Here is a 20,658-nt window from a genome sequence, read left to right as displayed (position 1 = left end):
TGACGGTCGGACGAGGTCGATGCTCCTCGATCGCGGGAGAGTTGTTCCCATGACCACAACGAACGCAGTCGAACTGCGAGACGTCACCAAGACTTACGGCTCGGTCCGGGCGGTGGACGGGCTCAGCCTGTCGATCGAACCGGGCGAGGTCGTCGCGTTCCTCGGACCGAACGGAGCGGGAAAGACCACGACGATCGACATGATGCTCGGCCTCGCGACACCCACGACCGGTTCGGTCTCGGTGTTCGGCGGTACCCCCGCGGACGCGATCTCCCAGGGACGTATCTCGGCCGTGATGCAGACCGGTGGCTTGCTCCGCGACCTGACCGTCCGCGAAACCGTCGAGCTGACCGCGGCGTTGTTCGCCCACACCCGGTCGGTGCAGGAAGTGCTCACCCGGGCAGGCATCGCCGACATCGGAGATCGCCGAGTCGCGAAGTGCTCCGGTGGTCAGCAGCAACGGCTGCGGTTTGCGCTCGCGCTGCTGCCCGATCCGGATCTGCTGGTGTTGGACGAGCCGACCACCGGCATGGACGTCGAAGGACGGCGCGACTTCTGGAATGCCATTCGCGAGGACGCCAGCACGGGTCGAACAGTCCTCTTCGCAACGCACTACCTCGACGAGGCCGATGCCTATGCCGATCGCATCGTGCTGGTTCGGCACGGCAAGATCGTTGCCGACGGCAGTGCCGCCGAGGTGAAGAACCTGGCCGCAGGACGCACCGTCACCGCCACGCTGCCCGGCGTCGACCCGTCGCAGTTGCTCGCACTGCCCGGGGTGGACAGCGTCGAATCGCGGGGCGATCGGGTGATCGTGCACGGACGCGATTCGGACGCCGTGGCTCGATACCTGCTCAACGACGCGCACGCGACCGACCTGGAAATTGTCTCGCGCAACCTCGAGGACGCGTTCCTCGCCCTGACAACCGATTCCGAAAACGACCTCGCTGGGAGCGTCCGATGACTACCACCACCACTCAACTCACCACCCGCACGGGCGGCAGAGCCGTTGCCTGGGGCGGATTCTCGCCGACGTTCCTGAGACTGGAAATTCGCCGTCTGTTCCGCAACAAGCGGACGCTGATCTTCACGTTGGTGATGCCGCCGGTGTTCTTCGTCATCTTCGGTACGCAGTCGGACTTCAAGACCGACTACGCCTTCGCGCACGGCAACGTCACCGGTTACATCGCCATCAGTATGGCCGTCTACGGGGCGATGCTCGCCACTACCAGCGGGGGAGCGATGGTCTCGGTCGAGCGCGCCCAAGGTTGGAGCCGCCAGCTGCGGTTGACTCCGCTCAAACCCGTCGCGTACATCATCACCAAAGTTCTCGTGGCCATGACGATGGGTGCTGCCGCAATCGTCGTCGTGTGCGTCGTCGCGAAGTTCTTCGGTGCCGACATGCCGATCTGGGTGTGGCTTGCCTGCGCAGTGATCGCCTGGCTCGGGTCCGCTGTGTTCGCCGCGTTCGGTTTGTTCATGGGCTACCTGTTGCCGTCGGAGAACGTCATGCAGATCCTCGGACCGGTGCTCGCCTTCCTGGCGTTGGCCGGCGGATTGTTCGTCCCCCTCGGCGACAGCGGCTGGTTTCCGATGCTGGCCAAGTTCACCCCGCTCTACGGCCTCGCCACGGTGGCCCGGGCACCGTTCACCTCGGCCGATACCGGCACCCTCGTGATCGCCGTGATCAACCTGGTGGTGTGGGCCGCGGTGTTCGTCGCCGGAGCGGCCCTGCTGTTCCGAAAAGACACCAAGCGTGCCTGACGCGGAAACCGCTGATCGTGTCGCCCACGGGGATACCGTGGGCGACATGGCCACGTTCACCGCTGATCTGCCCGAGGGCAGGGTGTGGCGATACGGTTGGTTGTTCGGGGCCATCTGGCTGATCTATCTGATCTATCCGCTGAACGAGATACTGGGCCTCGAGTCCGTGGTTGCTCGGGTTTTCGGCATCATCGTGATCGTCGCATTCTGTGTCGTGTTCACCACCACGTTCTGGCGATTCCGCAACGGCCATCGCCGTGGACATCCGCTGCCGACCTCGCGGGCGTGGATTGCGTTGGCTGCCATGGTCGCATTGACCGTGGCAATGAGCGCCTTGATCGGAACCTCCGGATTCGGCGCGACCGTCTACGTCGCGGTCCTGGCGATGATGACCCTGCCGGTCCGGCAAGCGTGGACGTTGGTCGCGGTGATGGTACTGATCATCGAGACAGCACCCCGAGTCGTTTCGTCCTGGGAGCCCGACAATTTCTTCGTATTCCAATTGCTGATCAGTTCGGCTGCGGCGTGGGGCATCACTCAGGTGTTCCAGCGCAACCACGAACTCGCGGTGGCGCGGCAACAACTGGCAGATCTGGCCATCGTCGCAGAACGCGAGCGAATGAGTCGAGACGTCCACGACATCCTCGGCCACTCGTTGACGGTCATCACCGTCAAGAGCGAGCTGGCCGGCCGTCTGCTCGAGATCGATCCGGAACGCGCTGCCGTCCAGATCGCCGAACTGGAAGTCCTCGCAAGGCAAGCTCTCGCGGATGTTCGCAGCACTGTCGGCGGCTTGCGGCAGGTCGATATCGGGACCGAATTGGCCAACGCACGGACGGCTCTGACGGCAACGGGCATCGAGGCCGATCTTCCAGCCGACGCCGACCTCGTGCCGCTCCGTCATCGAGAGCTCTTCGGTTGGGTCATCCGGGAGGCGGTGACCAACGTGGTGCGACACTCCAGCGCCCGGCACTGCCGGGTGACGTTGACGGCATCGAGCATCTCGATCGTCGACGACGGCTGCGGGCCCGCCGAGGGGACCGGTGACGGCAACGGGCTGCGCGGTCTCGGCGAACGAGTGGCGGCCGCCGGTGGTTCACTGACGATCGGCCGGGTTCCGACCGGTGGATTCAAGGTGGAGGTGCACTGTGAATAGACCTACAGCGAAGAGAACTACGGCGAAGAGAACTACGGCGCGATGAGCATCAGACTGTTGTTGGCCGACGACCAGGCGCTGGTGCGGGGCGCTCTCGCGGCGCTGTTGGGGCTCGAACACGATCTCGACGTGGTCGCCGAGGTGGGCCGGGGTGACGACGTGATCCCGGCCGTGCTCGAACATCGGCCCGACGTCGTTCTCCTCGACGTGGAGATGCCGGGCAAGAACGGTATCGATGTCGCTGCCGAACTGGCACTGGTGGCACCGGAGGCGAGAGTGCTGATCGTCACCACCTTCGGTCGACCCGGATATCTACGTCGCGCGATCGACGCAGGCGCATCGGGATTCGTGGTCAAGGACACCCCCGCCAAACAACTGGCCGACGCCGTCCGGCGTGTGCACATGGGACTTCGCGTGGTCGATCCGACCCTCGCGACCGAGACCCTGACCGACGGAATATCACCACTGACGGCCCGCGAGCAGGAAGTTCTTCGCGCGGCGGCGCAGGGTGGGACGGCCGGCTCCATCGCCGCAACAGTGCACCTGTCCGAAGGCACGGTGCGCAATCACCTGTCCTCTGCGATCGGCAAGACCGGTACCAGCACCCGGGCCGAAGCTGTCCGGGTTGCCGAGGAGCGCGGCTGGCTGTAGCTCGGCCCGCGAGATCGACTCGAGGCGCGCCGTGACCGTACCGATGCGCGGGCCTGGCAAACTCGAGGTGTGAATTCAACTCTCGACCGAGATTCGTACGGCGATCCGTACGACGATCGGTATGCCCCCGACTCCGGTCCCGAGCGCCTCGGGTTCTTCGGCACGCTCGGGCGCTGGACCGGCCGGTTGGTCGCGGGAGTGGTCCTGATGGCGGTGGTGCTGGTCGCCGGAACAGCGATTCGCGTATGGCAGGTCGCTCGCATCGACGACTACTCGAAGGCAGATGCCATCGTGGTGCTCGGCGCTGCGCAGTACAGCGGTACGCCCTCGACGGTGTTCGAGGCCCGACTGTCTCAGGCCGCTGCACTGTACGAACGGGGCATCGCTCCCGAGATCGTCACCGTCGGCGGCAAACAGGAGGGCGATCTGTTCACCGAGGCGGCGTCGGGGCGCAACTATCTGATCGACCAGGGCGTTCCGCCGGACGCGATAGTGGCCGTCGAGACCGGCTCGGACACTCTCGAGAGCATCGAAGCTGTGAGCGAGACACTCCGCGCACAGGGCAAGTCGTCCGTCGTACTGGTCAGCGATCCCTGGCACTCGCTTCGCACTCGGACGATGGCGCGCGATGCCGGACTCGACGCGTGGACCTCACCGACACGCACCGGCCCAGCTGTCTACACCCGAGAATCGCAGGCACACGGGATCGCCAGGGAGACCGGCGCTCTGCTGTGGTACCAGCTGACTCACTTCACCGCAGACTTCTCCTACACGGCAGGCCAGTGACATGACCGGCACCTATTCGGCGCACGACGTCGAACGATTCGTCCCCGAACCCCCGAAGACAGCCGGGCTACGTCCGGGAGCAGACAACGCCTCGCATCGAAGTGCGTTCGCGCGCGACCGGGCCCGAGTGTTGCACTGCGCCGCATTACGACGGCTCGCAGACAAGACTCAGGTGACCGGGCCCCGAGACGGGGACACCCCACGTACGCGGTTGACGCATTCGCTCGAAGTGGCGCAGATCGGCCGCAGTATCGCCGAAGGGCTCGGCAGTGACCCCGATCTGGTCGACCTCGCCGGGTTGGCTCACGACATCGGTCACCCGCCCTATGGGCACAACGGTGAACGGGCCCTCGACGAAGTGGCCAAGGACTGCGGCGGGTTCGAGGGCAATGCGCAGAACCTGCGCATTCTCACCGGACTCGAGCCGAAGATCCTCGACGCCGACGGTGCCAGCGCCGGATTGAACCTGACCCGAGCATCTCTCGACGCCGCGACCAAGTATCCGTGGATCCGGCCGGCCCCCGGTGCGAAATTCGGTGCCTACGACGACGACTCCGCGATTCTGGACTGGGTCCGCGACGGTGCTCCGAACAGGCACAAGTGCCTCGAAGCGCAGAGCATGGATTGGTCCGACGACGTGGCGTACTCGGTCCACGACGTCGAGGACGGGGTGATCGACGCCCGAATCGACTTGCGGGCGCTCTCCGATCCGATCGAGCAACGCGGACTCGCCGAACTCGGCGTTTCGGAGTTTCGTGGACTCGATGTCGACGAACTGATCGAAGCCGCGAACCGGTTGTCGCGGATGCCTGTGGTGATTGCGGTGGGGCGCTACGACGGCACGCTGGCCGCGTCGGTGGCGCTCAAGCACATGACCAGCGAACTCGTCGGGCGCTTCGCGACCGCGGCGATCGAGGGCACCCACGACAAGTACGGCACCGCGCCGCTGAGCCGATACGACGCAGATCTCGTCGTGCCGTCGATCGTCGGCTCGGAGGTAGCGCTGCTCAAGACGATGGCGCTGCGGTACGTGATGTCCGACGCCGGTCACAAGATTCGCCAGGAGCGCCAGCGCGATCGAATCCACCGCGTCGCGCAATGGTTGCTGCGCTCGGCCCCGGGAGAGCTCGATCCGATCCTGGTCCCTGCCTGGCAGCGCGCAAGCAGTGACGGCGAGAGAACCCGAGTCGTCGTCGACCAGATTGCCTCGTACACCGAGAGCAGACTCGAACTGATCGACAAGCGCTCACTGGGAGCTCAGGCCAGCTGGGGCTGATCGTGCTGCTGCGGGTGTCTGGTTCGGCGCTAGACTGCCCTTCGTGGCCGGCCGAATTCCTGAACGCGACATCGCCGCCATTCGTGAACGCACGCGGATCGAGGACATAGTCGGCGACTACGTCTCGCTCAAGCGTGCGGGAGGCGATTCGATGAAGGGACTCTGTCCCTTCCACGACGAGAAATCCCCGTCGTTCCACGTGCGCCCCAATCACGGTCACTATCACTGCTTCGGTTGCGGCGAGGGTGGCGATGCCTACTCCTTCCTGCAGAAGATCGAGCACATCTCCTTCGTCGAGGCCGTCGAGCAACTCGCCGACCGGCTGAACTACTCGATCTCCTACGAGGGCGGGGGGCCGTCGGTCCAACGTGACCGCGGTACCCGGGCGCGCCTCATCGCCGCCAATGCCGCGGCGCAGGAGTTCTACGCGGGCAGGCTCAGCGGTCCCGACGCCCAGGCCGCACGGGACTACCTCACCGAACGCAACTTCGACGGGCACGCCGCACTGGCGTACGGCTGCGGATACGCGCCCGACGGCTGGGACACCCTCACCAAACATCTGCTGGGCAAAGGCTTCGAGGCCAAGGAGATCGTCGACGCGGGGCTGGCGACACCAGGCAAGCGCGGAACTCCGATCGACCGTTTTCGGCGCAGGTTGGTGTGGCCCATCCGAAGTCAGAGTGGTGACGTGATCGGCTTCGGCGCGCGCAAACTGTTCGACGACGACACGATGCCGGGCAAGTACATCAACACCCCGGAAACCATGCTGTACAAGAAGTCTCAGGTGCTGTTCGGTCTCGATCTGGCACGCAAGGAGATCGCGAAGTCGCATCAGGCCGTCATCGTCGAGGGTTACACCGATGTGATGGCGATGCATCTGGCCGGCGTCAAGACGGCGGTGGCGTCCTGCGGCACCGCATTCGGTGAGGATCACCTGGCGATGCTGCGCAGACTGATGATGGACGACAGCTATTTTCGCGGTGAAGTGATCTACACCTTCGACGGAGACGACGCAGGCCAGGCCGCCGCGATGAAGGCGTTCGAGGGCGATCAGAAGATTGCCGGTCAGACATTCGTCGCCGTCGCACCGGACGGTATGGATCCGTGCGACCTACGCTTGAAGTCCGGTGACAACGCCGTTAGAGACCTCGTCGCACGACGCACCCCGATGTTCGCGTTCGTCGTCAAATCACTGTTGCGAGAACATGATCTGGACACTCCTGAGGGGCGCGTCGAGGCGTTGAGGCGGACCGTTCCGGTGGTCGCACGCATCAAGGACGCGTCGTTGCGGGACGAGTACGCGCGGCAGTTGTCCGGCTGGACCGGTTGGGACGACACCGCGATGGTGCTCGCTCGCGTGCGCGACGAGGCAAAGAAGGGGGCCCGAGGGGAGCCCAGTGGCGCACGCGTTCCCTTCGCCAAGCGCCAACAGGAGCCCGCGGAGGCACCCGCTGGACCGCCCCGGCCCAACCCGACCGATCCGACACTGTGGCCCCAGAGAGAGGCCCTCAAAGCGGTACTGCAGATGCCCGCGATGGCGGGCACGGTGTTCGACTCACTCCCGCCGGAGAGCTTTCACCACCCGGCGTACTCGGCCGTGCGCGATGCGGTGGCCGCGGCAGGCGGCACCGCCGCAGGTCTGGGCGGAGGGGAATGGGTCGATGCCGTGGCCAAGCAGGCCAAGGACGCCGTTGTCGTCTCGTTGGTGACAGAGCTGGCGGTCGATCCGATGCGGGTGGCCGACGACGCCCTCACGCGCTACATCTCGGGTGTACTCGCGAGGCTGCAGGAAGTGTGGGTCGGCCAACAGGTCGCCGAACTGAAATCGAAGCTACAGCGGATGTCGCCGGCCGAGAAGCCCGACGATTACAACGCGCTGTTCGGCGACCTGATTGCCCTGGAGCAGTATCGCCGAAGTCTGCTCGAGCTCGCCGTCGGAAGTGTGGCCGAGGTCGGCTAGCGGCGGAGCTGATCGCGCGGAACGTAGACCTGCGTCTCGTCGTCGATAGGCCGCATCGGCTCGAGTCGGGGCTGGGTGTTGAGGGAGTCGGAGAGCTTCTGGCGGCCGACCTCGATCGCCTTCTTGGTGGCCGGAGACGACGCGACCGCGCTGGCCGTCTTACGAATCTGCTCGTACCGGCCACGGCCCGCCTTGGCACCGAGCACGTATGCAGCCCCAGCCGCCAGTACCAAACGAATCATCAGTGGGTCCTTCCGTAGAACGTGCGGCTGTGCGTCCATCTTGCCCGATGACGCTCGGGCAGGCCGATCAGGTAGGCGAGCGTCTCGCTGCGGGAGTCCGTAGCCCCGATTTGGTGGTTGGCAGGGGGCATGCGCTATTGTTTCCAACGGCTCACGCGAGAGTGTGCAGCAGCACGACAATCCCCCATAGCTCAATTGGCAGAGCATTCGACTGTTAATCGAAGGGTTCCTGGTTCGAGTCCAGGTGGGGGAGCGCAGTCCCCGTCCGGTTCTCCGGGCGGGGGCTTTCTGTATTCCCGGTTTCGATCCACTCGACCGTAACGCTCGTGGCGAGCGCCCACATCTTCAGCACGACGCCCTTGAGGCGAGTCGTTGATCCACTCTCGTAGTTGCTGACCGTTCCGCGTGAGACGCCGATGTGATCGGCGAACTCGGTCTGGTCCATTCCTGTGCGCTCACGGGCCTTACGTAGGCGGTCGTGTGCGGTGAACTCTGGGAACCCTCCGAAACCGGCGTCTGTGCTCATGTGCCCAACGTTAGACGTTCTGGGTAAAGAGCGCAACAGATTGTTTCCGTGTTTCCTTGCACAACGTTCGACAACGATGTAATTTGTGCATGTGAGCAAAAACGAACCAACGCGCATATCTGTCGCAGAGGCTGCGCTCACACTCGGTGTCGATGTCCGCACCATTCACCGCATGATCCGAAGGGGTCAGCTACGTGGCAACAAGGTGCACGAGGGCCTACGGGCTCCATTCCTCGTCGACAAACGAGATGTAGTGAGCATCAGCGCAGCGCGCGAAACAGCCTGAACCGCAAAAGAAATGCCCGCCGAGTTCCAGCTCGACGGGCGATGACAAACATGAAAGGCATTCCGTTGTCTCTTCCCAGTGTACCAACCAGCTCCCCATTCGACCAGACTCGACAGATCGCCGCCGACGGCACCGAGTACTGGTCCACGCGATCCATCCAAGACCAGATGGGCTACCCCACCTGGCAGCACTTCGAGGCGGTCCTCGAGCGCGCCATGAACGCCGCCTCGAACCAGGGCTACGACGTCGATTCCCTTTTCACGGTCAACCGTGAAAAGACTGGTGGGCGTACGCGTATGGACTACAACGTCACCCGATTCGCCGCCTACCTCATCGCCATGAACGGCGACCCCCGCAAGACCGAGGTGGCCGCAGCCCAGGCGTACTTCGCGATCCGTACCCGTGAAGCAGAAGTGACCGCGCCGGCATTGACCGAAGAGCAGATCGTTCACCAGGCCTTGCAGATCACCGTCCGCAAGGTGAAGGAACTCGAATCGGCTGTCGCTGAGATGGCCCCGAAGGTCGACGCGTACGACCGATTCATCGACACCGACGGAACGTACAGTGTCGGGTCGACCGCGAAGATGCTCGGCCGGTCGCAGAACAAGCTGTTCACGGAACTGCGTAACAGCGGGATTCTGATCACGAAGGGCGCGATGCGGAACACCCCGTATCAGCGGTACATGCATCACTTCGCGGTGAAGGCATTCGACTTCGAGCGTTCCGACGGTTCACATGGAACGTCCTACAGCACAAGGGTTCAGCCCTCTGGTGTTGCTTTCATTGCCCGCAAGCTCGGCTTGGCCGCTGTACTCGAATTGGAGGCATCGGCATGACCGATCCGAAGACACTGCCCGTAACGTTCTCCATCCAGAGTCGTGAGTTCGTCGACACCCTGACGACTGCGCTGACCTTCGCACTCCGTGACAGCACCCTTCCGATGCTCGACGGTGTCGACCTGAACATCTTCAAAGGCCAGCTCGTCACCACTGCGACTGACCGGTTCCGTCTCGCACTGATCCGCTCGGAGATCGACGAACTCGACGGTGCCGATGGCCGTCTCGGCTTCCTGGACTACGCAACAGCCCGCAAGCTGATCGCCCTGATGAAGCCTGCCGGTCGTGGTCGTGGGATGACCTTGGCTCCGCTCACCGTCACGGTTGCCGACGGGAGACTCACTGTCGACAACCGCCTCGAGAAGGTCACGGTCGCCATCAGCACCGTCGTGACACCCCCGGATGTCATCAAGCTCATCACCGAATCCATTGCCCGCGAGGCCAAATCGTCACGAGACTGGGCGGTTAACCCGAAACTGCTGGCCAGCTTCGCAAGAGCCAGCAGCGGCGAGATGGCGGCTGTCCGCGTCAACGATCCGACTCGTCCGCTCATCGTGTCGATCGGCGACAACTTCATCGGCCTCCTGATGCCGGTCCGCATGGGCGACCCCGAGGCCGGGCACGACAAAGCGCTCGCGTCGTGGAGCGAGTTCTTCACACCACCGAAGCCCGCCCGTAAGCGCGCACCTCGGAAGGCTGCTCCCCGCAAGGCCGCGCCCGCGAAGGCCGCGGCACCGAAGAAGCGCGCACCGGCCAAGAAGGCGGCGAAGGCATGAGAGACCACCGAGACGACGGCAGCGCACTCTTCGGAGTCGTTGTGTCACTGGCAATCCTGGCCGTCGGCGTCCTCGCTGCGGTCGTCGGCATGAACATCGGAGACTGGCTGTGAGCGTTCAACAGATCTACGAGGTCGCCGGGTATGTGTACCCGCGTACACCGAAGTCCCATGCCCGCCCGGGCTTGTGGTCGAAGGTCACAACCTGGCTGGGGTGGGCTCGATGATCGACCTCGCTGCCCTCCAAGCTCAGGCGGAGCGGTGCGCCGACAGGTTCGACTGCACCCGTTCCGACGCGGATGCTGGCGCGTGGGCTCGTTCGATCGAGCGCCTCGCTGCGGCACGGACGCTGCCGATCAGCGCTGCCCGACTCAAAGCCTTGCAGCTCGAGGTCCAGCAGATGCAACGGAAGGTCAGCTGATGGCGAGCGTGAACGTCTACACCGTGTCCGACACGGTCGGTGTGCGGCTCGCGCATGTGTCGCGGGCCATCGTGATCACCGTCGGCGACAGTGAGATCCGTCTGTCCCCCGACGAGTTCCGGTACATCGTCGAGACCACCAAAGAGTTGCTCAGCGAAAACGCTGCAGCGTGTGCGGAGTTGGGCCTGTGACCATCATCGGCCACCTCATGCAGGCAGCACTGCTGTCGCCATTCATCATCGGCGCGGTGATGGTATTTATGCCAGCCGTCCACGACGCCGAAACGGCATTCGATTCCAACCGATTCTTGTTTGAAAGCGAGTTTCAATCATGACCAGTGCAGTGAAGAACCGCGAGCTGACCGAGGTGCAGGCATCGAAATTGTGGTCTGATCTGCGCGGACACTTTGTCAACGCCGAAAAGAAGATCATCGAGATCATCGAACTGAAGGCCTGGGAGCCTCTCGGATTCGAGTCGTTCGCTGAGGCATGGGCATCGAAGATGGCTGGCGTCCGTCTCGCTACCGACGAGGTTCGGGCGCACGTCGTGTACGCAATGTTCGACGGCGGAATGTCGGACACAGAGATAAACGACCAATTAGGTGTCGGGTCAGGCGTGACCGACCGTCAGGTGAAAATGCTGCGCCGTCAGAAGTCGAACGGCGTTCCTCCCTCTTGTGCCACGACCCGTGTTCGGTCGCACCTGCGAAAGAGTCCATCGACACCGCGAACAATCCACGTGCAGTTTGGTAGTGACGAGTACCTCCAGTTCCGGGACCTCGCCAAGTCGGCCGGGCGTGATGTCGAAGATATTGCAGCCGAAGCTATTCGGGGAGCTTTCGAGGCGCTTCGATGAAACATGGGACTACGACGGGCTACGACCGACACGGCTGTAGGTGCATCCAATGCAAACAGGCAAAGTCTGTGGCGTCGAAAAGGTACTACGAAAAGAAGCGTAGCCACTTGAATGAGAAGAGTAGAAAATACTACGAGGAGAATAAGGAAGCTGCAGCAGAAGGTCAGAGAAGGAGATATTCTCAGAATAGGGCTGCGACCCAAGCGCGGGTAAAGAAGTGGCGCGAGGAAAATCGCGACAAGGTGGCGGCGTATAACCGTGAGTGGGCACTTCGAAATCCCAGCCGAATTCGAGAAATCCGCCGGAAAGCCAGTAGAAAATATCAAGAAGTAAATGCAGAACGTTTAAATGCGGATCGTAGAGCATCCCGCCGAGAGGACTACGAATTCGAGCGTAAGCGTGCAAAGGATTACTACACCGGAAACCGGGACCAGATCCTTGCTCGGAAGTACCAGCGGTTACGCGAGAGCAGCGCCACTGCGGATCGAAAAGGTCAGCCTTGGTCGGATGTAGAGGATCAAATCGCCTGCGATGCATCTATTTCAGCGCGCGAAGCTGCGTACATTCTGCACCGATCCGAAGCGTCTGTTTACACCAGGCGATACAACCTAGCTAATCGAAAGGTCGCGGCATGAGTAACGCCACCGAAGTGATTGAGGCTTTCACGCCTGCGCAATTGGCCGCTAAGGCTGTCATTCAAAAACAGTTCATCAAGCTCATGTCCGACGAGCTACGAAAGACCACAAATCTTGCGCTCGAACAGTTCTCGAAGGGGTCGAACGAGGCCGCGCGATTGGTGATTGATGGTGAGGACACGAAGCTTGGGAAGCTGTCGAAGTCCGACCCGGCGAAGGTCGCGACGGTCGTCGACTACGAGAAGTTCGAGGCGCACCTGCGGGCGACATACGCGGACAAGCTCGAAGAACGGAATGTGCTCGGCGAGCTGTCCGAGATCATCCCGGTGTTGCTCGAGCATGCACCGCATCTCGTCGACATGCAGACCGACGTCATTCCCGACTGGTTGGCGCGCAACGAGTTGGAGCTGGCGAAGTCGACACCGATCCCCGGGGTGGAGGTGCGGGCACCGGAGGGGGTCATGTCGATCACCACCACCGCGGCTGCCGAGACGTTGGTGCGCAGCATGTTGGCCGCGTCGCCGATCGAGCTCCTGACATTGCCGGCCGGTGCGAAATGACACTCTCCGAAATCCTGAACCGTGCCGCTGACCTGCTCGCAGATAAGGGCTGGAACCGCGGCTACTACCAGTCACCGGAAGGCTGCCTGTGCGCTGTCGGGGCGATCACGTTGGCGGCGGGTGGCTGCTTCAGCTACGACGAGGACGGAACTCCCGATGACTTTCAGGGCCCGAACGATGATTCGCGTGGAATCTACGCGGCGATGGAGGCTGTCGAGCAGGCGGTGAGCGGGTCGGTCGGTGTCGATGCTGCACGGGATCTGGTGACGTGGAATGACGACCCGGATCGTACGCAGCAGGAAGTCATCGACACGTTCCGTTCCGTCGCGAAGGAGTACGCGCGATGACCAACTTCGAAGGCGCAAATCGAAGTTCGATTGCCGCCCGCGCAATGGGATCTCATCACTCAGCAAATGCGGGCACCACCACTTGGCTCACGCCGCCGCATGTCATCAAGTCGTTGGGGAAGTTCGACCTGGATCCCTGTGGTGCCCCCGGTTGGGCCACTGCTAACCGACACATAATCCTTCCCGAGGACGGACTCACCGCCGAATGGTCGGGTCGAGTGTGGCTCAACCCACCCTACGGAACCGCCGTCTGGACGTGGCTGAGCAAACTTGCCGAACACGGAGAAGGAACCGCACTGATATTTGCTCGAACCGAAACCGCAGGGTTCGTGGAACAGGTGTGGCAGAAGGCATCAGGGATCCGCTTCCTACATGGACGCCTCAATTTCCACTACCCGGACGGTAAGCGCGCCGCCGCCAATGCCGGTGCGCCGTCCTGCCTTGTGTCTTACGGACGGTCGGATGCCGCCATCCTGGCAGATTGCGGACTGCCCGGATCCTTCGTAACAATCAATTCCACGGCAGGGGCAATCGCATGACCACCACGGAACCGACCGCTGAGACAGGTCTGACCGCCGTCGAGATCGAGAACGGGCTCGCGTTGCTGCGTGCACCGTTCGAGGGCAGTGCGATCAGCCAGCTACCGAAGCCGACCCGCAAGGATGCACCAAAGGGCAACTGCCCGGAGTGCGGCGGCTACCACGGGCTTCCGGCTATTCACCTCGACTATGTCGGGCATGCGGCCCTCACTCACAGATTCCTCGACGTCGACATCCGGTGGACGTGGAAGCCGTTGGCGCGCGACGAGTTCGGCCTGCCACTGTTCGACAAGAACGGTGGACTGTGGATCAGCCTGACGATCCTCGGCGTGACCCGCCTTGGGTATGGCGATGCACCAGGCAAGAGCGGCGGGAACGCGGTGAAGGAAGCGATTGGCGATGCACTCCGCAACGCGGGTATGAGGTTCGGTGCCGCCCTCGACCTGTGGCACAAGGGCGACCTGCACGCGGCGAAAGCCGAACTGCAGCCGCCGACAGCCGCGGACATCCTCCGGGGCCTGATCATCGAAACGCTCGACGGGAAGAAGATCCCCCGTGTCAGCGCCCGGGACAAGTTCGCGGCCGACAACGACGGCGAGAACATCGAGACGACGACGAACGAGCTCGCTCTGCAGTCGCTGCTGGACTTCTTCCGGGCGTTGGATATGTCGGCACCGGATTCGAGTGCTGCTGCTGAGCAGCCGCGTGCGGCCGAACAGGAACCGGCGAAGCCGGAACCGACCGCGACGGACAAAGCACGTGTCGCTCTGCGGGAGCAGCTGAAGTTCCTCGGCATCCCCGATCAGGACGCGGTCGAGAAGTTCGCCCGCGACAACGACGGTGCCTCACTGAAAACCACCGAGGACACAGGCGCGGTCCTGCGTCTCCTCACTCACTATCGGAGCAAGTCGAAATGAGGACGCCGTACATCGGTCGGCCGCTGACTCGGATACCGGTCACCGATCGATCGCAGATGGTTCCGTCGGGCCCGATCGTTGAGCATGTCGGTCGCCTCCTCGGTGTCGGGATGACGCGCAGCATGATCGTCCGCGCGGCAGGTGTCTCACCTATGGCAGTCGTCCGCATCATGTCGGGGCAGCAGAAGGAAACCCGCAAGGTCATTGCCGACGCGATCCTGTCTGTCGACGGCCGACCGAGTAAGCATCAGGCTCTGGTGTTGTCGGTCGGCACGCATCGACGCCTCGGCGGCCTCTTCGCCCTCGGGTACCCGACAGTGGAGATCTCCGCCGCTCTCGGCGTGGACACGTCGTGGACGCTGAAGATACTGCGTCAGCGGTTCGTGACGTGGGAGACGCACATGCAGGTCGCTGAGGTGTACGACGGGTTCGGCATCAACGGCGGCAACGCGAAGGCCCGGGCGTTCGCCGCGCGGCGTGGGTTCATCCATCCGATGCAGTGGGACGACATCGACGACCCATTCGAGGTGCCGACCACGCGCACCGATTCGGGCGAGCCGGACCCTGTCGTGGTCGATCGGTTGGTCGACGGCAAGTCGGTGCCGGCTACTCGGTCGGAGCGGTGGGCGGCGTTTGAGTTGCTTCGTCGCCGAGGCATGCCTGAGTCGGCGATCGCTGAGCGTATCGGTGTGGAACCTCGCACAGTGCAGCGCTATTCGCAGCGAGCAAGGCAGGTGGCAACATGCTGACCGGGTCACTGTTCAGCGGCTACGACGGCCTCGGCCTCGCAGTCGACCAACTGTTCCCCGGCAACGAACGCGCCTGGTTCTGCGAGTACGACGACGCACCATCGAAGATCCTCGCCCACCACTGGCCGACAGTCCCGAACCACCGCGATGTCACCGAAGTCGACTGGTCCGCAATCGAACCCGTCGACATCCTGACCGGTGGATATCCGTGCCAGCCGTTCAGTGCGGCCGGCCAACGCAAAGGTACCGACGATGAACGACACCTCTGGCCCTTCGTCCGAGAAGCAATTCGCCATTTACGACCACGATTCACACTCCTGGAAAACGTGGCCGGGCACCGGTCTCTGGGGTTCGACCGAGTTCTCGGAGACTTGGCCGAAGACGGGATGCATGTTCGGTGGACGAGCATTCGTGCTTCCGACATCGGTGCACCGCATCACCGCGAGCGTGTCTTCATCCTTGTTACCGACCCCGGTGACGCAGCCCGACACGGGGAATGGGCACGCTCGGAATCTCACGAAGGAGCTGAAGGCGTTGCCGACGCCGAACGCAGCGGACGGGACAGGGGGGCCGTTCAACTCGAAGGGTCATCAATCGACTCTGCCGGGAACGGTCCGGATACTTCCTACCCCGAAGGCTACGGCGCGGGGAGAGTGCGCATCGGAGATCGCCAGGCGGTCGCCGGATCTAGTCGCAGTGAGTCACTACTTCCCGACTGTGACGGCGTCGGACGCCGACAAGCAGCGGGACAACCCGGCACAGGCGAACCGCAAAAGCCCGCCGATCTCTGCAGTGTCCGTTCACTTTCCGACGCCCGTCGCGACGGACTCAAAGGACACCAGGAACAAGACGGCGAATCGGAGCAACCCGGATTCGAAGCACCATTCGGGAACGACGCTACTGGACGCGGTGTCGGTGTTGAGTGGGGCAGCTACGCTCCCGCTGTTCGACGTTGGGAGCGACTGACGCGGCCAGCGCCTGCCCCGACCGAGTTGAACTCGAATGGGCGTCCTCGGCTGAATGCTGCGTTCGCCGAATGGATGATGGGTCTCCCGCATAAACACGTCACGGGCGTGCCTATCTCGCGCGCTCATCAGCTCAAGGCCATAGGTAACGGCGTGTGTCCGCAGCAGGCCGCAGCCGCGTATTCGACGCTCCTCGCGGACGTGGCCTAATGGCCGGCGAGTTCACGAATGACGTTCGGACGGTCGGGAATCACGGAGTCCGTGACCCGGAAGTCCGGTTCAAGCGCGCGACCGAATGGGGCGAACGGCCGGAATATCGGCCCGAACTCGGACCCTGCCTGATGTATCTCGGTGCCGACAACGGAAATGGCTACGGTCAGTTCTCCTACCGCCTGTTCGATCGGAAGGGTCAGTACGCGCACCGCTACGCATGGGAGCGCGTGAACGGGAAGATTCCCGACGGTCTGACTGTGGACCATCTGTGTCGAGTTCGCATGTGCGTCAACGTCAATCACTTCGAGCTGGTCTCTGGTGCCGAAAACTACCTGCGCGGCGTCGCGACCCGCACCCATTGCCCCAACGGTCACCCGTACGAAAAGGGAATGGTCGGAGCAGGTAACAGGAGGTGCTCTATCTGCCATACGGCCCAGGTCAAACGGAGCGGCATTCGACGCACCAACGCCTATCGCGGATTGCCTGACGGGAAGGTCAAGTATGACCCGGTCTTGAGAGACGCAATTGTCGAAAGGATCGTTCGGCGCGAATTGACGGTCAGTGAAGGTGCTGCCGAGTTGGGGTGCGCCCTGAAGTACATGGACAAGCGCGCACGTATGCGAAGGCGAGAGCTTGGCCTGCCGGATCTACGCCCGCGGAATTCGTCGTGAACGAGCGGACGGCGCGTGTTGCCGTCTACAACCGATCGCAGGGCCTCTGCGAGGTCGGTGTGCCCGGGTATTGCATCGGTGTCGGCCAGTCTGTGCACCACCGAAAGAACCGGTCTCAGGGCGGCACATGGGATGTGGTCAACCTGCTGCATACGTGCGGTGATGGTGTCCGCCACTGCCACGGCTGGATCACGGCCCATCCGAAGGCGGCGCATCGTGCCGGTTGGGCGGTCAAGTCCTACGAGGACCCTGCGGATCACGCCGTCAAGATGCACGGCCGGTTCGTTCTCCTGACCGCCGACGGCCGCTACGAGGATCTACCAGAGGAGGCAGATTAGATGCCGTATTTCCGTATCGACGATGCCTTCGCGATGCACCCGAAGATCATGTCGCTGTCTCCTGAGGCGGGTTGGTTGTGGGTTCGGTGCGGTACGTGGTGCGCCCAGAACGTGACGGATGGGATGGTCCCGTCTGCGGTTGTCACGGCGTTCGGGGGTCGCCCGGAACTCACCGATGAACTTGTCGACGCGGCGTTGTGGGATGAGACGGGTACCGGGTGGGGGTATCACGATTGGGCGGATCATCAGTTCTCTCGGGAGCAGGTGATGGAGAAGCGTGCGTCGGATCGTGAAAGGCAACGTCAGGCACGGGAGCGCGCCAAGGTTCGGCGTGAGTCTGAAACGAAAAACGCCATGACTCGCGGGGGAGTCGCAGAGGTGTCACGCCGTGACACCGACCGTGAATCACGGGTTCCCAAACCAAACCAAACCAAACCAGAAATACAAGAGACAAAAGATCTTTCGTCGGCAGAGCCGCCGAGAGCAGATGTCGAGCAATTGTGTGAGCGTCTCCGGGATCGCATGGCCGAGAACGGCGCGAAGGGATCGATCACTGCGAAGTGGCGGACCGAGGCTCGGTTGTTGCTCGACAAGGATGGCCGCGACCTCGACCGGGCGTTGCGGTTGATCGATTGGGCTACGGCGGATTCGTTCTGGAAGTCGAACATTTTGTCGATGCCGAAGTTCCGTGAGAAGTACGACCAGCTGCGGTTGAAGGCGAACGAGGAGCTGGCCGCACGCAAGACGGGTCCGATGTCGGCGTCGGAGAAGGTCGCGGGCTGGGGAGCTATCGCCGCTCAGATGGCGTCTGAGACAAATCAAACACAGATCGGGGCATGACCATGACTGATGGACCGACAGCAGCTCGTGTGCTCGCTGAGGCGGGCGCAATCGATGCCACCATGCCGAAGCCCGATGCAGCGATCGCTACGACGTGGGCGGCGACCCTGTCGAAGTACAACCTCCCGATCGACGTGATGCTCGAGGCGGTCCGTGAGCACTACGCCGACGAGACCCGCCGAATCCTGCCGGCTGATGTCACGAGGATCGGCCGGAAGATCCGGCAGGCGCGCGGCGATCAGGAGTCGGAAGCGGAACGCGATGCACGTGCTCTCCGCAATGATGCCCGGCTCGGGTTGGAGCCGTCGATTCAGATTGGGCCTCGGGAGTTGAACGGGGCACCTCGAAATGTGAAGGCGCTTATCGCGTCACTGGCCGACTCGAAACGGGTCGCGCCTCTTACCGACTTCGAACGAGAGCAGGCAAAGAAATGACCGTCTGGAATCAGCAACCGCTGCAGCAGAACATGGAAACCGAGCAGATGGACCGGATGTCGAAGGCAAAGCGCGCACAGCGGCTCGCCAAGGTCACGACCGAGCTGAAACTCGAAGCGCCCAATGCCATCACTCTCGCTGATCTCGACGAGGTCTTGAACCAGACCGCCGGCTGGGACCGCAACACGATCGTCTCGGTGACGAGTCGCTCGGTCGGACAGCGTGACGAGTCGTACGTCCACACCATTTCGATCATCGAAGGGCGGTTGGCCCGATGACTACGACCGAACAGAAGACCGTGGTGCTGACCATCGTCGATCCGAAGCATCCAGGACGCCCCCCGCTCACCATGAACGAGTGGAGAAATTCGCATTGGGCAGTCAAGTCGGAGGCGAAGAACCGCATCCATTGGCAGGTGCTGAAAGCTTTGCAGACGGCTGGCGTGAAGCGGGCGGCCACACCGAATTTCGGGTGCATCTCCGTGCGGATCGTGCAGTGGGCACCGGACGGCCGAAAGCGGGACCGTGACGGTCTCGGCGCATACCGGAAAGACGTCCTCGACGCCATGAAGAACTGCGGTGTCATCGTCGACGATTCCCGCGAATACGTCCTGGACGGCGGGAACGACATCGAGATCGATCGCAAGTTGCCCCGCATGGAGATTCACATCACGGAGGTGCTCGCATGACCGCACGACAGCCGGGAATCACCGTCATCACTGCCCGTGGTATCGGCGAGAAGATCGGGCAGAACATGCTGACGGACACGGTGAAGCGTCTGCCCGCTGACCGGTTCCGTATCCGGGAGCTCGACTACTCGGCAGCGTATGGGCGGGTCGGTGGGAACGAGGCGTTCGGGGTGTCGCAGGAGCAGGGCCGGCAAGCCTTGTTGGCGATGATCGACGCTGACCCGAATCCGGTTGTGTTGTGTGGGTTCTCGGCGGGCGCGAAGCTCGTCGGGGATGTGGCTGCGGAGATCGCAGACGGGAAGCACCCGCACTTGATCGTGGCGGCTGTCGGTTTGATCGCGGACCCGGCCCGGCATGGCTCGCAGATCGTCGGCGACGACCGCGGCGGCTACGGCATCACCGGTGACCGGTGGATCGGGACATCGAAGTTCCCGGTGTGGCAGTTCAGTGCCCCGGGTGACCCGATCTCGGAGTTGCCGATCGGGAATCCGTTGCGGACGTTCGCTGACTTCACCGAGTTCTGGGGCCCCGATCAGGGCCGCTGGATGCAGGAACTCGCTGATCGGGCGCGCGTGAATCAGTGGCAGAAGTGGTGGTCGGCGAAGAATTGGCAGTCGTGGTCGGGTGCGATTTATTGGGCGCAGAACTACTTGAATCGGCAACGGCATATCCGGTATTCGGTGGAGAACATGGTCGGTAGGAACGTCACGTACACGGCGCGCCTGGCCGAGCTGATCGCGGGTCTCCGATGAAGCTGTTCATCGACGACGAACGGCCAGCCCCCGAGGGATGGGAACTCGCACTCACATCAGCCGAGGCCATCGCCATGATAGACGAGCAGGGCTACAAGCTCGCAGCGCTCGAGGCGGTGTCGTTCGATCACGATCTGGGTGGCGACGACACAACCCGCCCGGTTGTTCTGTGGATGTGCGAGAACGACTACTGGCCCGAGTCCGTCTACGTCCATACCGGCAATCCGATCGGTGAGGAGTGGCTAGTGGGCATGGTCCGTCGCTACGCCCCCGCTGGGACGTTGAAGGGCTACGGCCTGAATTACTGGGGCACTGGCCCTGATGCGGTGATTCGACATACGGAGGCATCGTGACTGAAACGAAATGCGTTCTGCCACACCGATATGTGCACGAGAGTGGTACCGTGGAGTGGAACCACTTAGAGCCGAGAAGTGCTGCGGCAGAGGGTTATTTACTTTGCAAAGGTCATTTGTCTC

At 62.9% G+C, this 20,658-nt stretch carries 30 protein-coding genes, 1 tRNA gene and 1 pseudogene; 30 read left to right on the top strand and 2 right to left on the bottom strand.

Features of this window, described 5'->3' with window-relative positions; genetic code table 11:
* The first annotated feature begins 49 nt into the window (after positions 1-49).
* The 7 genes from ACOQFP_RS10050 (at position 50) to dnaG (ending at position 7,593) form a co-directional block, all read left to right on the top strand.
* Entirely contained in the window at positions 50-964 is a 915-nt protein-coding gene (locus tag ACOQFP_RS10050) for an ABC transporter ATP-binding protein (protein WP_341245021.1), read from the top strand.
* On the top strand, positions 961-1,764 hold the full coding sequence (locus ACOQFP_RS10045) for an ABC transporter permease (RefSeq protein WP_341245022.1): 804 nt from the start codon (positions 961-963) through the stop codon (positions 1,762-1,764). The genes ACOQFP_RS10050 and ACOQFP_RS10045 overlap by 4 nt, the downstream gene beginning before the upstream one ends.
* Positions 1,765-1,810: 46 nt before the next feature.
* Positions 1,811-2,920: a sensor histidine kinase gene (locus ACOQFP_RS10040; protein ID WP_241256627.1), complete on the top strand. Its 1,110-nt coding sequence runs from the start codon at positions 1,811-1,813 to the stop codon at positions 2,918-2,920.
* A 42-nt stretch (positions 2,921-2,962) separates the two neighbouring features.
* A complete protein-coding gene (locus ACOQFP_RS10035) occupies positions 2,963-3,571 on the top strand; it encodes a response regulator transcription factor (RefSeq protein WP_341245024.1) in 609 nt (202 codons plus the stop codon).
* A 69-nt stretch (positions 3,572-3,640) separates the two neighbouring features.
* Positions 3,641-4,357, top strand: a complete 717-nt coding sequence (locus tag ACOQFP_RS10030) for a YdcF family protein (protein WP_341245025.1) — start codon at positions 3,641-3,643, stop codon at positions 4,355-4,357.
* 1 nt (position 4,358) lies between these two features.
* Complete coding sequence (locus tag ACOQFP_RS10025) at positions 4,359-5,633, top strand: deoxyguanosinetriphosphate triphosphohydrolase (protein ID WP_206489322.1); 1,275 nt, start codon at positions 4,359-4,361, stop codon at positions 5,631-5,633.
* Between the two features lie 43 nt (positions 5,634-5,676).
* On the top strand, positions 5,677-7,593 hold the full coding sequence (gene dnaG / locus ACOQFP_RS10020) for a DNA primase (RefSeq protein WP_421584225.1): 1,917 nt from the start codon (positions 5,677-5,679) through the stop codon (positions 7,591-7,593).
* Here dnaG and ACOQFP_RS10015 read toward each other — a convergent pair.
* Positions 7,590-7,835 (bottom strand): hypothetical protein, encoded by a 246-nt coding sequence (locus ACOQFP_RS10015; RefSeq protein WP_037151265.1) that lies wholly within the window; start codon positions 7,833-7,835, stop codon positions 7,590-7,592. The two genes, dnaG and ACOQFP_RS10015, sit on opposite strands and share 4 nt — an antisense overlap.
* A gap of 180 nt (positions 7,836-8,015) precedes the next feature.
* Here ACOQFP_RS10015 and ACOQFP_RS10010 point away from each other — a divergent pair.
* Positions 8,016-8,088: transfer RNA gene (locus ACOQFP_RS10010), tRNA-Asn, on the top strand.
* On the opposite strand, the gene ACOQFP_RS10005 is transcribed toward ACOQFP_RS10010, so the two are convergent.
* Positions 8,050-8,361 (bottom strand): helix-turn-helix domain-containing protein, encoded by a 312-nt coding sequence (locus tag ACOQFP_RS10005; protein WP_421584244.1) that lies wholly within the window; start codon positions 8,359-8,361, stop codon positions 8,050-8,052. The genes ACOQFP_RS10010 and ACOQFP_RS10005 overlap by 39 nt on opposite strands.
* An 85-nt stretch (positions 8,362-8,446) precedes the next feature.
* Here ACOQFP_RS10005 and ACOQFP_RS10000 point away from each other — a divergent pair, with 85 nt between their 5' ends.
* From ACOQFP_RS10000 to ACOQFP_RS09895, 22 genes and pseudogenes are all read left to right on the top strand, one after another.
* The gene (locus ACOQFP_RS10000) at positions 8,447-8,647 is read left to right on the top strand and encodes a helix-turn-helix domain-containing protein (protein ID WP_421584224.1); all 201 of its coding nucleotides are present in this window, start codon (positions 8,447-8,449) and stop codon (positions 8,645-8,647) included.
* A 41-nt stretch (positions 8,648-8,688) separates the two neighbouring features.
* Positions 8,689-9,483 (top strand): phage antirepressor KilAC domain-containing protein, encoded by a 795-nt coding sequence (locus tag ACOQFP_RS09995; RefSeq protein ID WP_421584223.1) that lies wholly within the window; start codon positions 8,689-8,691, stop codon positions 9,481-9,483.
* Positions 9,480-10,259 carry a hypothetical protein gene (locus tag ACOQFP_RS09990; RefSeq protein WP_421584222.1) on the top strand — a complete coding sequence of 260 codons (780 nt, stop codon included), beginning with the start codon at positions 9,480-9,482 and terminating at the stop codon, positions 10,257-10,259. The genes ACOQFP_RS09995 and ACOQFP_RS09990 overlap by 4 nt, the downstream gene beginning before the upstream one ends.
* A gap of 222 nt (positions 10,260-10,481) precedes the next feature.
* The gene (locus tag ACOQFP_RS09985; RefSeq protein ID WP_421584221.1) at positions 10,482-10,679 is read left to right on the top strand and encodes a hypothetical protein; all 198 of its coding nucleotides are present in this window, start codon (positions 10,482-10,484) and stop codon (positions 10,677-10,679) included.
* The gene (locus ACOQFP_RS09980; protein ID WP_421584220.1) at positions 10,679-10,870 is read left to right on the top strand and encodes a hypothetical protein; all 192 of its coding nucleotides are present in this window, start codon (positions 10,679-10,681) and stop codon (positions 10,868-10,870) included. Before ACOQFP_RS09985 ends, ACOQFP_RS09980 begins: the two co-directional genes overlap by 1 nt.
* Positions 10,867-11,013, top strand: coding sequence for a hypothetical protein (locus ACOQFP_RS09975; protein WP_421584219.1), 147 nt, complete (start codon positions 10,867-10,869; stop codon positions 11,011-11,013). Before ACOQFP_RS09980 ends, ACOQFP_RS09975 begins: the two co-directional genes overlap by 4 nt.
* Positions 11,010-11,534 (top strand): hypothetical protein, encoded by a 525-nt coding sequence (locus ACOQFP_RS09970; protein ID WP_421584217.1) that lies wholly within the window; start codon positions 11,010-11,012, stop codon positions 11,532-11,534. The genes ACOQFP_RS09975 and ACOQFP_RS09970 overlap by 4 nt, the downstream gene beginning before the upstream one ends.
* Before the next feature lie 107 nt (positions 11,535-11,641).
* Positions 11,642-12,169 (top strand): hypothetical protein, encoded by a 528-nt coding sequence (locus ACOQFP_RS09965; RefSeq protein ID WP_421584215.1) that lies wholly within the window; start codon positions 11,642-11,644, stop codon positions 12,167-12,169.
* The gene (locus ACOQFP_RS09960; RefSeq protein WP_421584213.1) at positions 12,166-12,729 is read left to right on the top strand and encodes a hypothetical protein; all 564 of its coding nucleotides are present in this window, start codon (positions 12,166-12,168) and stop codon (positions 12,727-12,729) included. The genes ACOQFP_RS09965 and ACOQFP_RS09960 overlap by 4 nt, the downstream gene beginning before the upstream one ends.
* Entirely contained in the window at positions 12,726-13,076 is a 351-nt protein-coding gene (locus ACOQFP_RS09955; protein ID WP_421584211.1) for a DUF6197 family protein, read from the top strand. The genes ACOQFP_RS09960 and ACOQFP_RS09955 overlap by 4 nt, the downstream gene beginning before the upstream one ends.
* Positions 13,073-13,615 (top strand): DNA N-6-adenine-methyltransferase, encoded by a 543-nt coding sequence (locus tag ACOQFP_RS09950; RefSeq protein ID WP_421584209.1) that lies wholly within the window; start codon positions 13,073-13,075, stop codon positions 13,613-13,615. Before ACOQFP_RS09955 ends, ACOQFP_RS09950 begins: the two co-directional genes overlap by 4 nt.
* The gene (locus ACOQFP_RS09945; protein ID WP_421584207.1) at positions 13,612-14,532 is read left to right on the top strand and encodes a hypothetical protein; all 921 of its coding nucleotides are present in this window, start codon (positions 13,612-13,614) and stop codon (positions 14,530-14,532) included. Before ACOQFP_RS09950 ends, ACOQFP_RS09945 begins: the two co-directional genes overlap by 4 nt.
* A gap of 110 nt (positions 14,533-14,642) precedes the next feature.
* Entirely contained in the window at positions 14,643-15,281 is a 639-nt protein-coding gene (locus ACOQFP_RS09940; RefSeq protein ID WP_421584205.1) for a helix-turn-helix domain-containing protein, read from the top strand.
* Positions 15,275-15,700, top strand: a pseudogene (locus tag ACOQFP_RS09935) (DNA cytosine methyltransferase); the annotation flags it as partial. The gene ACOQFP_RS09940 and the pseudogene ACOQFP_RS09935, both read left to right, overlap by 7 nt.
* Positions 15,701-16,455: 755 nt before the next feature.
* Complete coding sequence (locus ACOQFP_RS09930; RefSeq protein ID WP_421584203.1) at positions 16,456-17,130, top strand: HNH endonuclease signature motif containing protein; 675 nt, start codon at positions 16,456-16,458, stop codon at positions 17,128-17,130.
* Complete coding sequence (locus tag ACOQFP_RS09925) at positions 17,127-17,468, top strand: HNH endonuclease (protein WP_421584201.1); 342 nt, start codon at positions 17,127-17,129, stop codon at positions 17,466-17,468. The genes ACOQFP_RS09930 and ACOQFP_RS09925 overlap by 4 nt, the downstream gene beginning before the upstream one ends.
* A gap of 522 nt (positions 17,469-17,990) precedes the next feature.
* Positions 17,991-18,308, top strand: coding sequence for a hypothetical protein (locus ACOQFP_RS09920; protein WP_421584200.1), 318 nt, complete (start codon positions 17,991-17,993; stop codon positions 18,306-18,308).
* Positions 18,305-18,742 (top strand): hypothetical protein, encoded by a 438-nt coding sequence (locus tag ACOQFP_RS09915; protein WP_421584198.1) that lies wholly within the window; start codon positions 18,305-18,307, stop codon positions 18,740-18,742. Before ACOQFP_RS09920 ends, ACOQFP_RS09915 begins: the two co-directional genes overlap by 4 nt.
* Positions 18,739-19,020, top strand: a complete 282-nt coding sequence (locus ACOQFP_RS09910; RefSeq protein WP_421584196.1) for a hypothetical protein — start codon at positions 18,739-18,741, stop codon at positions 19,018-19,020. The genes ACOQFP_RS09915 and ACOQFP_RS09910 overlap by 4 nt, the downstream gene beginning before the upstream one ends.
* Positions 19,017-19,430 carry a hypothetical protein gene (locus ACOQFP_RS09905; protein ID WP_421584195.1) on the top strand — a complete coding sequence of 138 codons (414 nt, stop codon included), beginning with the start codon at positions 19,017-19,019 and terminating at the stop codon, positions 19,428-19,430. Before ACOQFP_RS09910 ends, ACOQFP_RS09905 begins: the two co-directional genes overlap by 4 nt.
* Positions 19,427-20,182 (top strand): hypothetical protein, encoded by a 756-nt coding sequence (locus ACOQFP_RS09900; protein WP_421584194.1) that lies wholly within the window; start codon positions 19,427-19,429, stop codon positions 20,180-20,182. The genes ACOQFP_RS09905 and ACOQFP_RS09900 overlap by 4 nt, the downstream gene beginning before the upstream one ends.
* Positions 20,179-20,535, top strand: a complete 357-nt coding sequence (locus ACOQFP_RS09895; RefSeq protein ID WP_421584192.1) for a cyclic-phosphate processing receiver domain-containing protein — start codon at positions 20,179-20,181, stop codon at positions 20,533-20,535. Before ACOQFP_RS09900 ends, ACOQFP_RS09895 begins: the two co-directional genes overlap by 4 nt.
* Positions 20,536-20,658: the final 123 nt, after the last annotated feature.

Origin of the sequence: Rhodococcus sp. MALMAid1271 (assembly GCF_049195265.1) — a bacterium.
Taxonomy (GTDB): domain Bacteria; phylum Actinomycetota; class Actinomycetes; order Mycobacteriales; family Mycobacteriaceae; genus Rhodococcoides.
The sequence above is the reverse complement of the archived record's forward strand: the minus strand, read 5'-3'. Positions and strand labels throughout refer to the sequence as shown.

Bases quoted from the DNA above. Each gene is read 5' to 3' on its own strand.
- ACOQFP_RS10050 (WP_341245021.1), top strand. From the start codon at position 50: ATGACCACAACGAACGCAGTCGAACTGCGAGACGTCACCAAGACTTAC.
- ACOQFP_RS10045 (WP_341245022.1), top strand. From the start codon at position 961: ATGACTACCACCACCACTCAACTCACCACCCGCACGGGCGGCAGAGCC.
- ACOQFP_RS10040 (WP_241256627.1), top strand. From the start codon at position 1,811: ATGGCCACGTTCACCGCTGATCTGCCCGAGGGCAGGGTGTGGCGATAC.
- ACOQFP_RS10035 (WP_341245024.1), top strand. From the start codon at position 2,963: ATGAGCATCAGACTGTTGTTGGCCGACGACCAGGCGCTGGTGCGGGGC.
- ACOQFP_RS10025 (WP_206489322.1), top strand. From the start codon at position 4,359: ATGACCGGCACCTATTCGGCGCACGACGTCGAACGATTCGTCCCCGAA.
- ACOQFP_RS10015 (WP_037151265.1), bottom strand. From the start codon at position 7,835: ATGATTCGTTTGGTACTGGCGGCTGGGGCTGCATACGTGCTCGGTGCC.
- ACOQFP_RS10005 (WP_421584244.1), bottom strand. From the start codon at position 8,361: ATGAGCACAGACGCCGGTTTCGGAGGGTTCCCAGAGTTCACCGCACAC.
- ACOQFP_RS09995 (WP_421584223.1), top strand. From the start codon at position 8,689: ATGACAAACATGAAAGGCATTCCGTTGTCTCTTCCCAGTGTACCAACC.
- ACOQFP_RS09990 (WP_421584222.1), top strand. From the start codon at position 9,480: ATGACCGATCCGAAGACACTGCCCGTAACGTTCTCCATCCAGAGTCGT.
- ACOQFP_RS09985 (WP_421584221.1), top strand. From the start codon at position 10,482: ATGATCGACCTCGCTGCCCTCCAAGCTCAGGCGGAGCGGTGCGCCGAC.
- ACOQFP_RS09980 (WP_421584220.1), top strand. From the start codon at position 10,679: ATGGCGAGCGTGAACGTCTACACCGTGTCCGACACGGTCGGTGTGCGG.
- ACOQFP_RS09970 (WP_421584217.1), top strand. From the start codon at position 11,010: ATGACCAGTGCAGTGAAGAACCGCGAGCTGACCGAGGTGCAGGCATCG.
- ACOQFP_RS09960 (WP_421584213.1), top strand. From the start codon at position 12,166: ATGAGTAACGCCACCGAAGTGATTGAGGCTTTCACGCCTGCGCAATTG.
- ACOQFP_RS09955 (WP_421584211.1), top strand. From the start codon at position 12,726: ATGACACTCTCCGAAATCCTGAACCGTGCCGCTGACCTGCTCGCAGAT.
- ACOQFP_RS09950 (WP_421584209.1), top strand. From the start codon at position 13,073: ATGACCAACTTCGAAGGCGCAAATCGAAGTTCGATTGCCGCCCGCGCA.
- ACOQFP_RS09945 (WP_421584207.1), top strand. From the start codon at position 13,612: ATGACCACCACGGAACCGACCGCTGAGACAGGTCTGACCGCCGTCGAG.
- ACOQFP_RS09940 (WP_421584205.1), top strand. From the start codon at position 14,643: ATGACGCGCAGCATGATCGTCCGCGCGGCAGGTGTCTCACCTATGGCA.
- ACOQFP_RS09930 (WP_421584203.1), top strand. From the start codon at position 16,456: ATGGCCGGCGAGTTCACGAATGACGTTCGGACGGTCGGGAATCACGGA.
- ACOQFP_RS09920 (WP_421584200.1), top strand. From the start codon at position 17,991: ATGGCCGAGAACGGCGCGAAGGGATCGATCACTGCGAAGTGGCGGACC.
- ACOQFP_RS09915 (WP_421584198.1), top strand. From the start codon at position 18,305: ATGACCATGACTGATGGACCGACAGCAGCTCGTGTGCTCGCTGAGGCG.
- ACOQFP_RS09910 (WP_421584196.1), top strand. From the start codon at position 18,739: ATGACCGTCTGGAATCAGCAACCGCTGCAGCAGAACATGGAAACCGAG.
- ACOQFP_RS09905 (WP_421584195.1), top strand. From the start codon at position 19,017: ATGACTACGACCGAACAGAAGACCGTGGTGCTGACCATCGTCGATCCG.
- ACOQFP_RS09900 (WP_421584194.1), top strand. From the start codon at position 19,427: ATGACCGCACGACAGCCGGGAATCACCGTCATCACTGCCCGTGGTATC.
- ACOQFP_RS09895 (WP_421584192.1), top strand. From the start codon at position 20,179: ATGAAGCTGTTCATCGACGACGAACGGCCAGCCCCCGAGGGATGGGAA.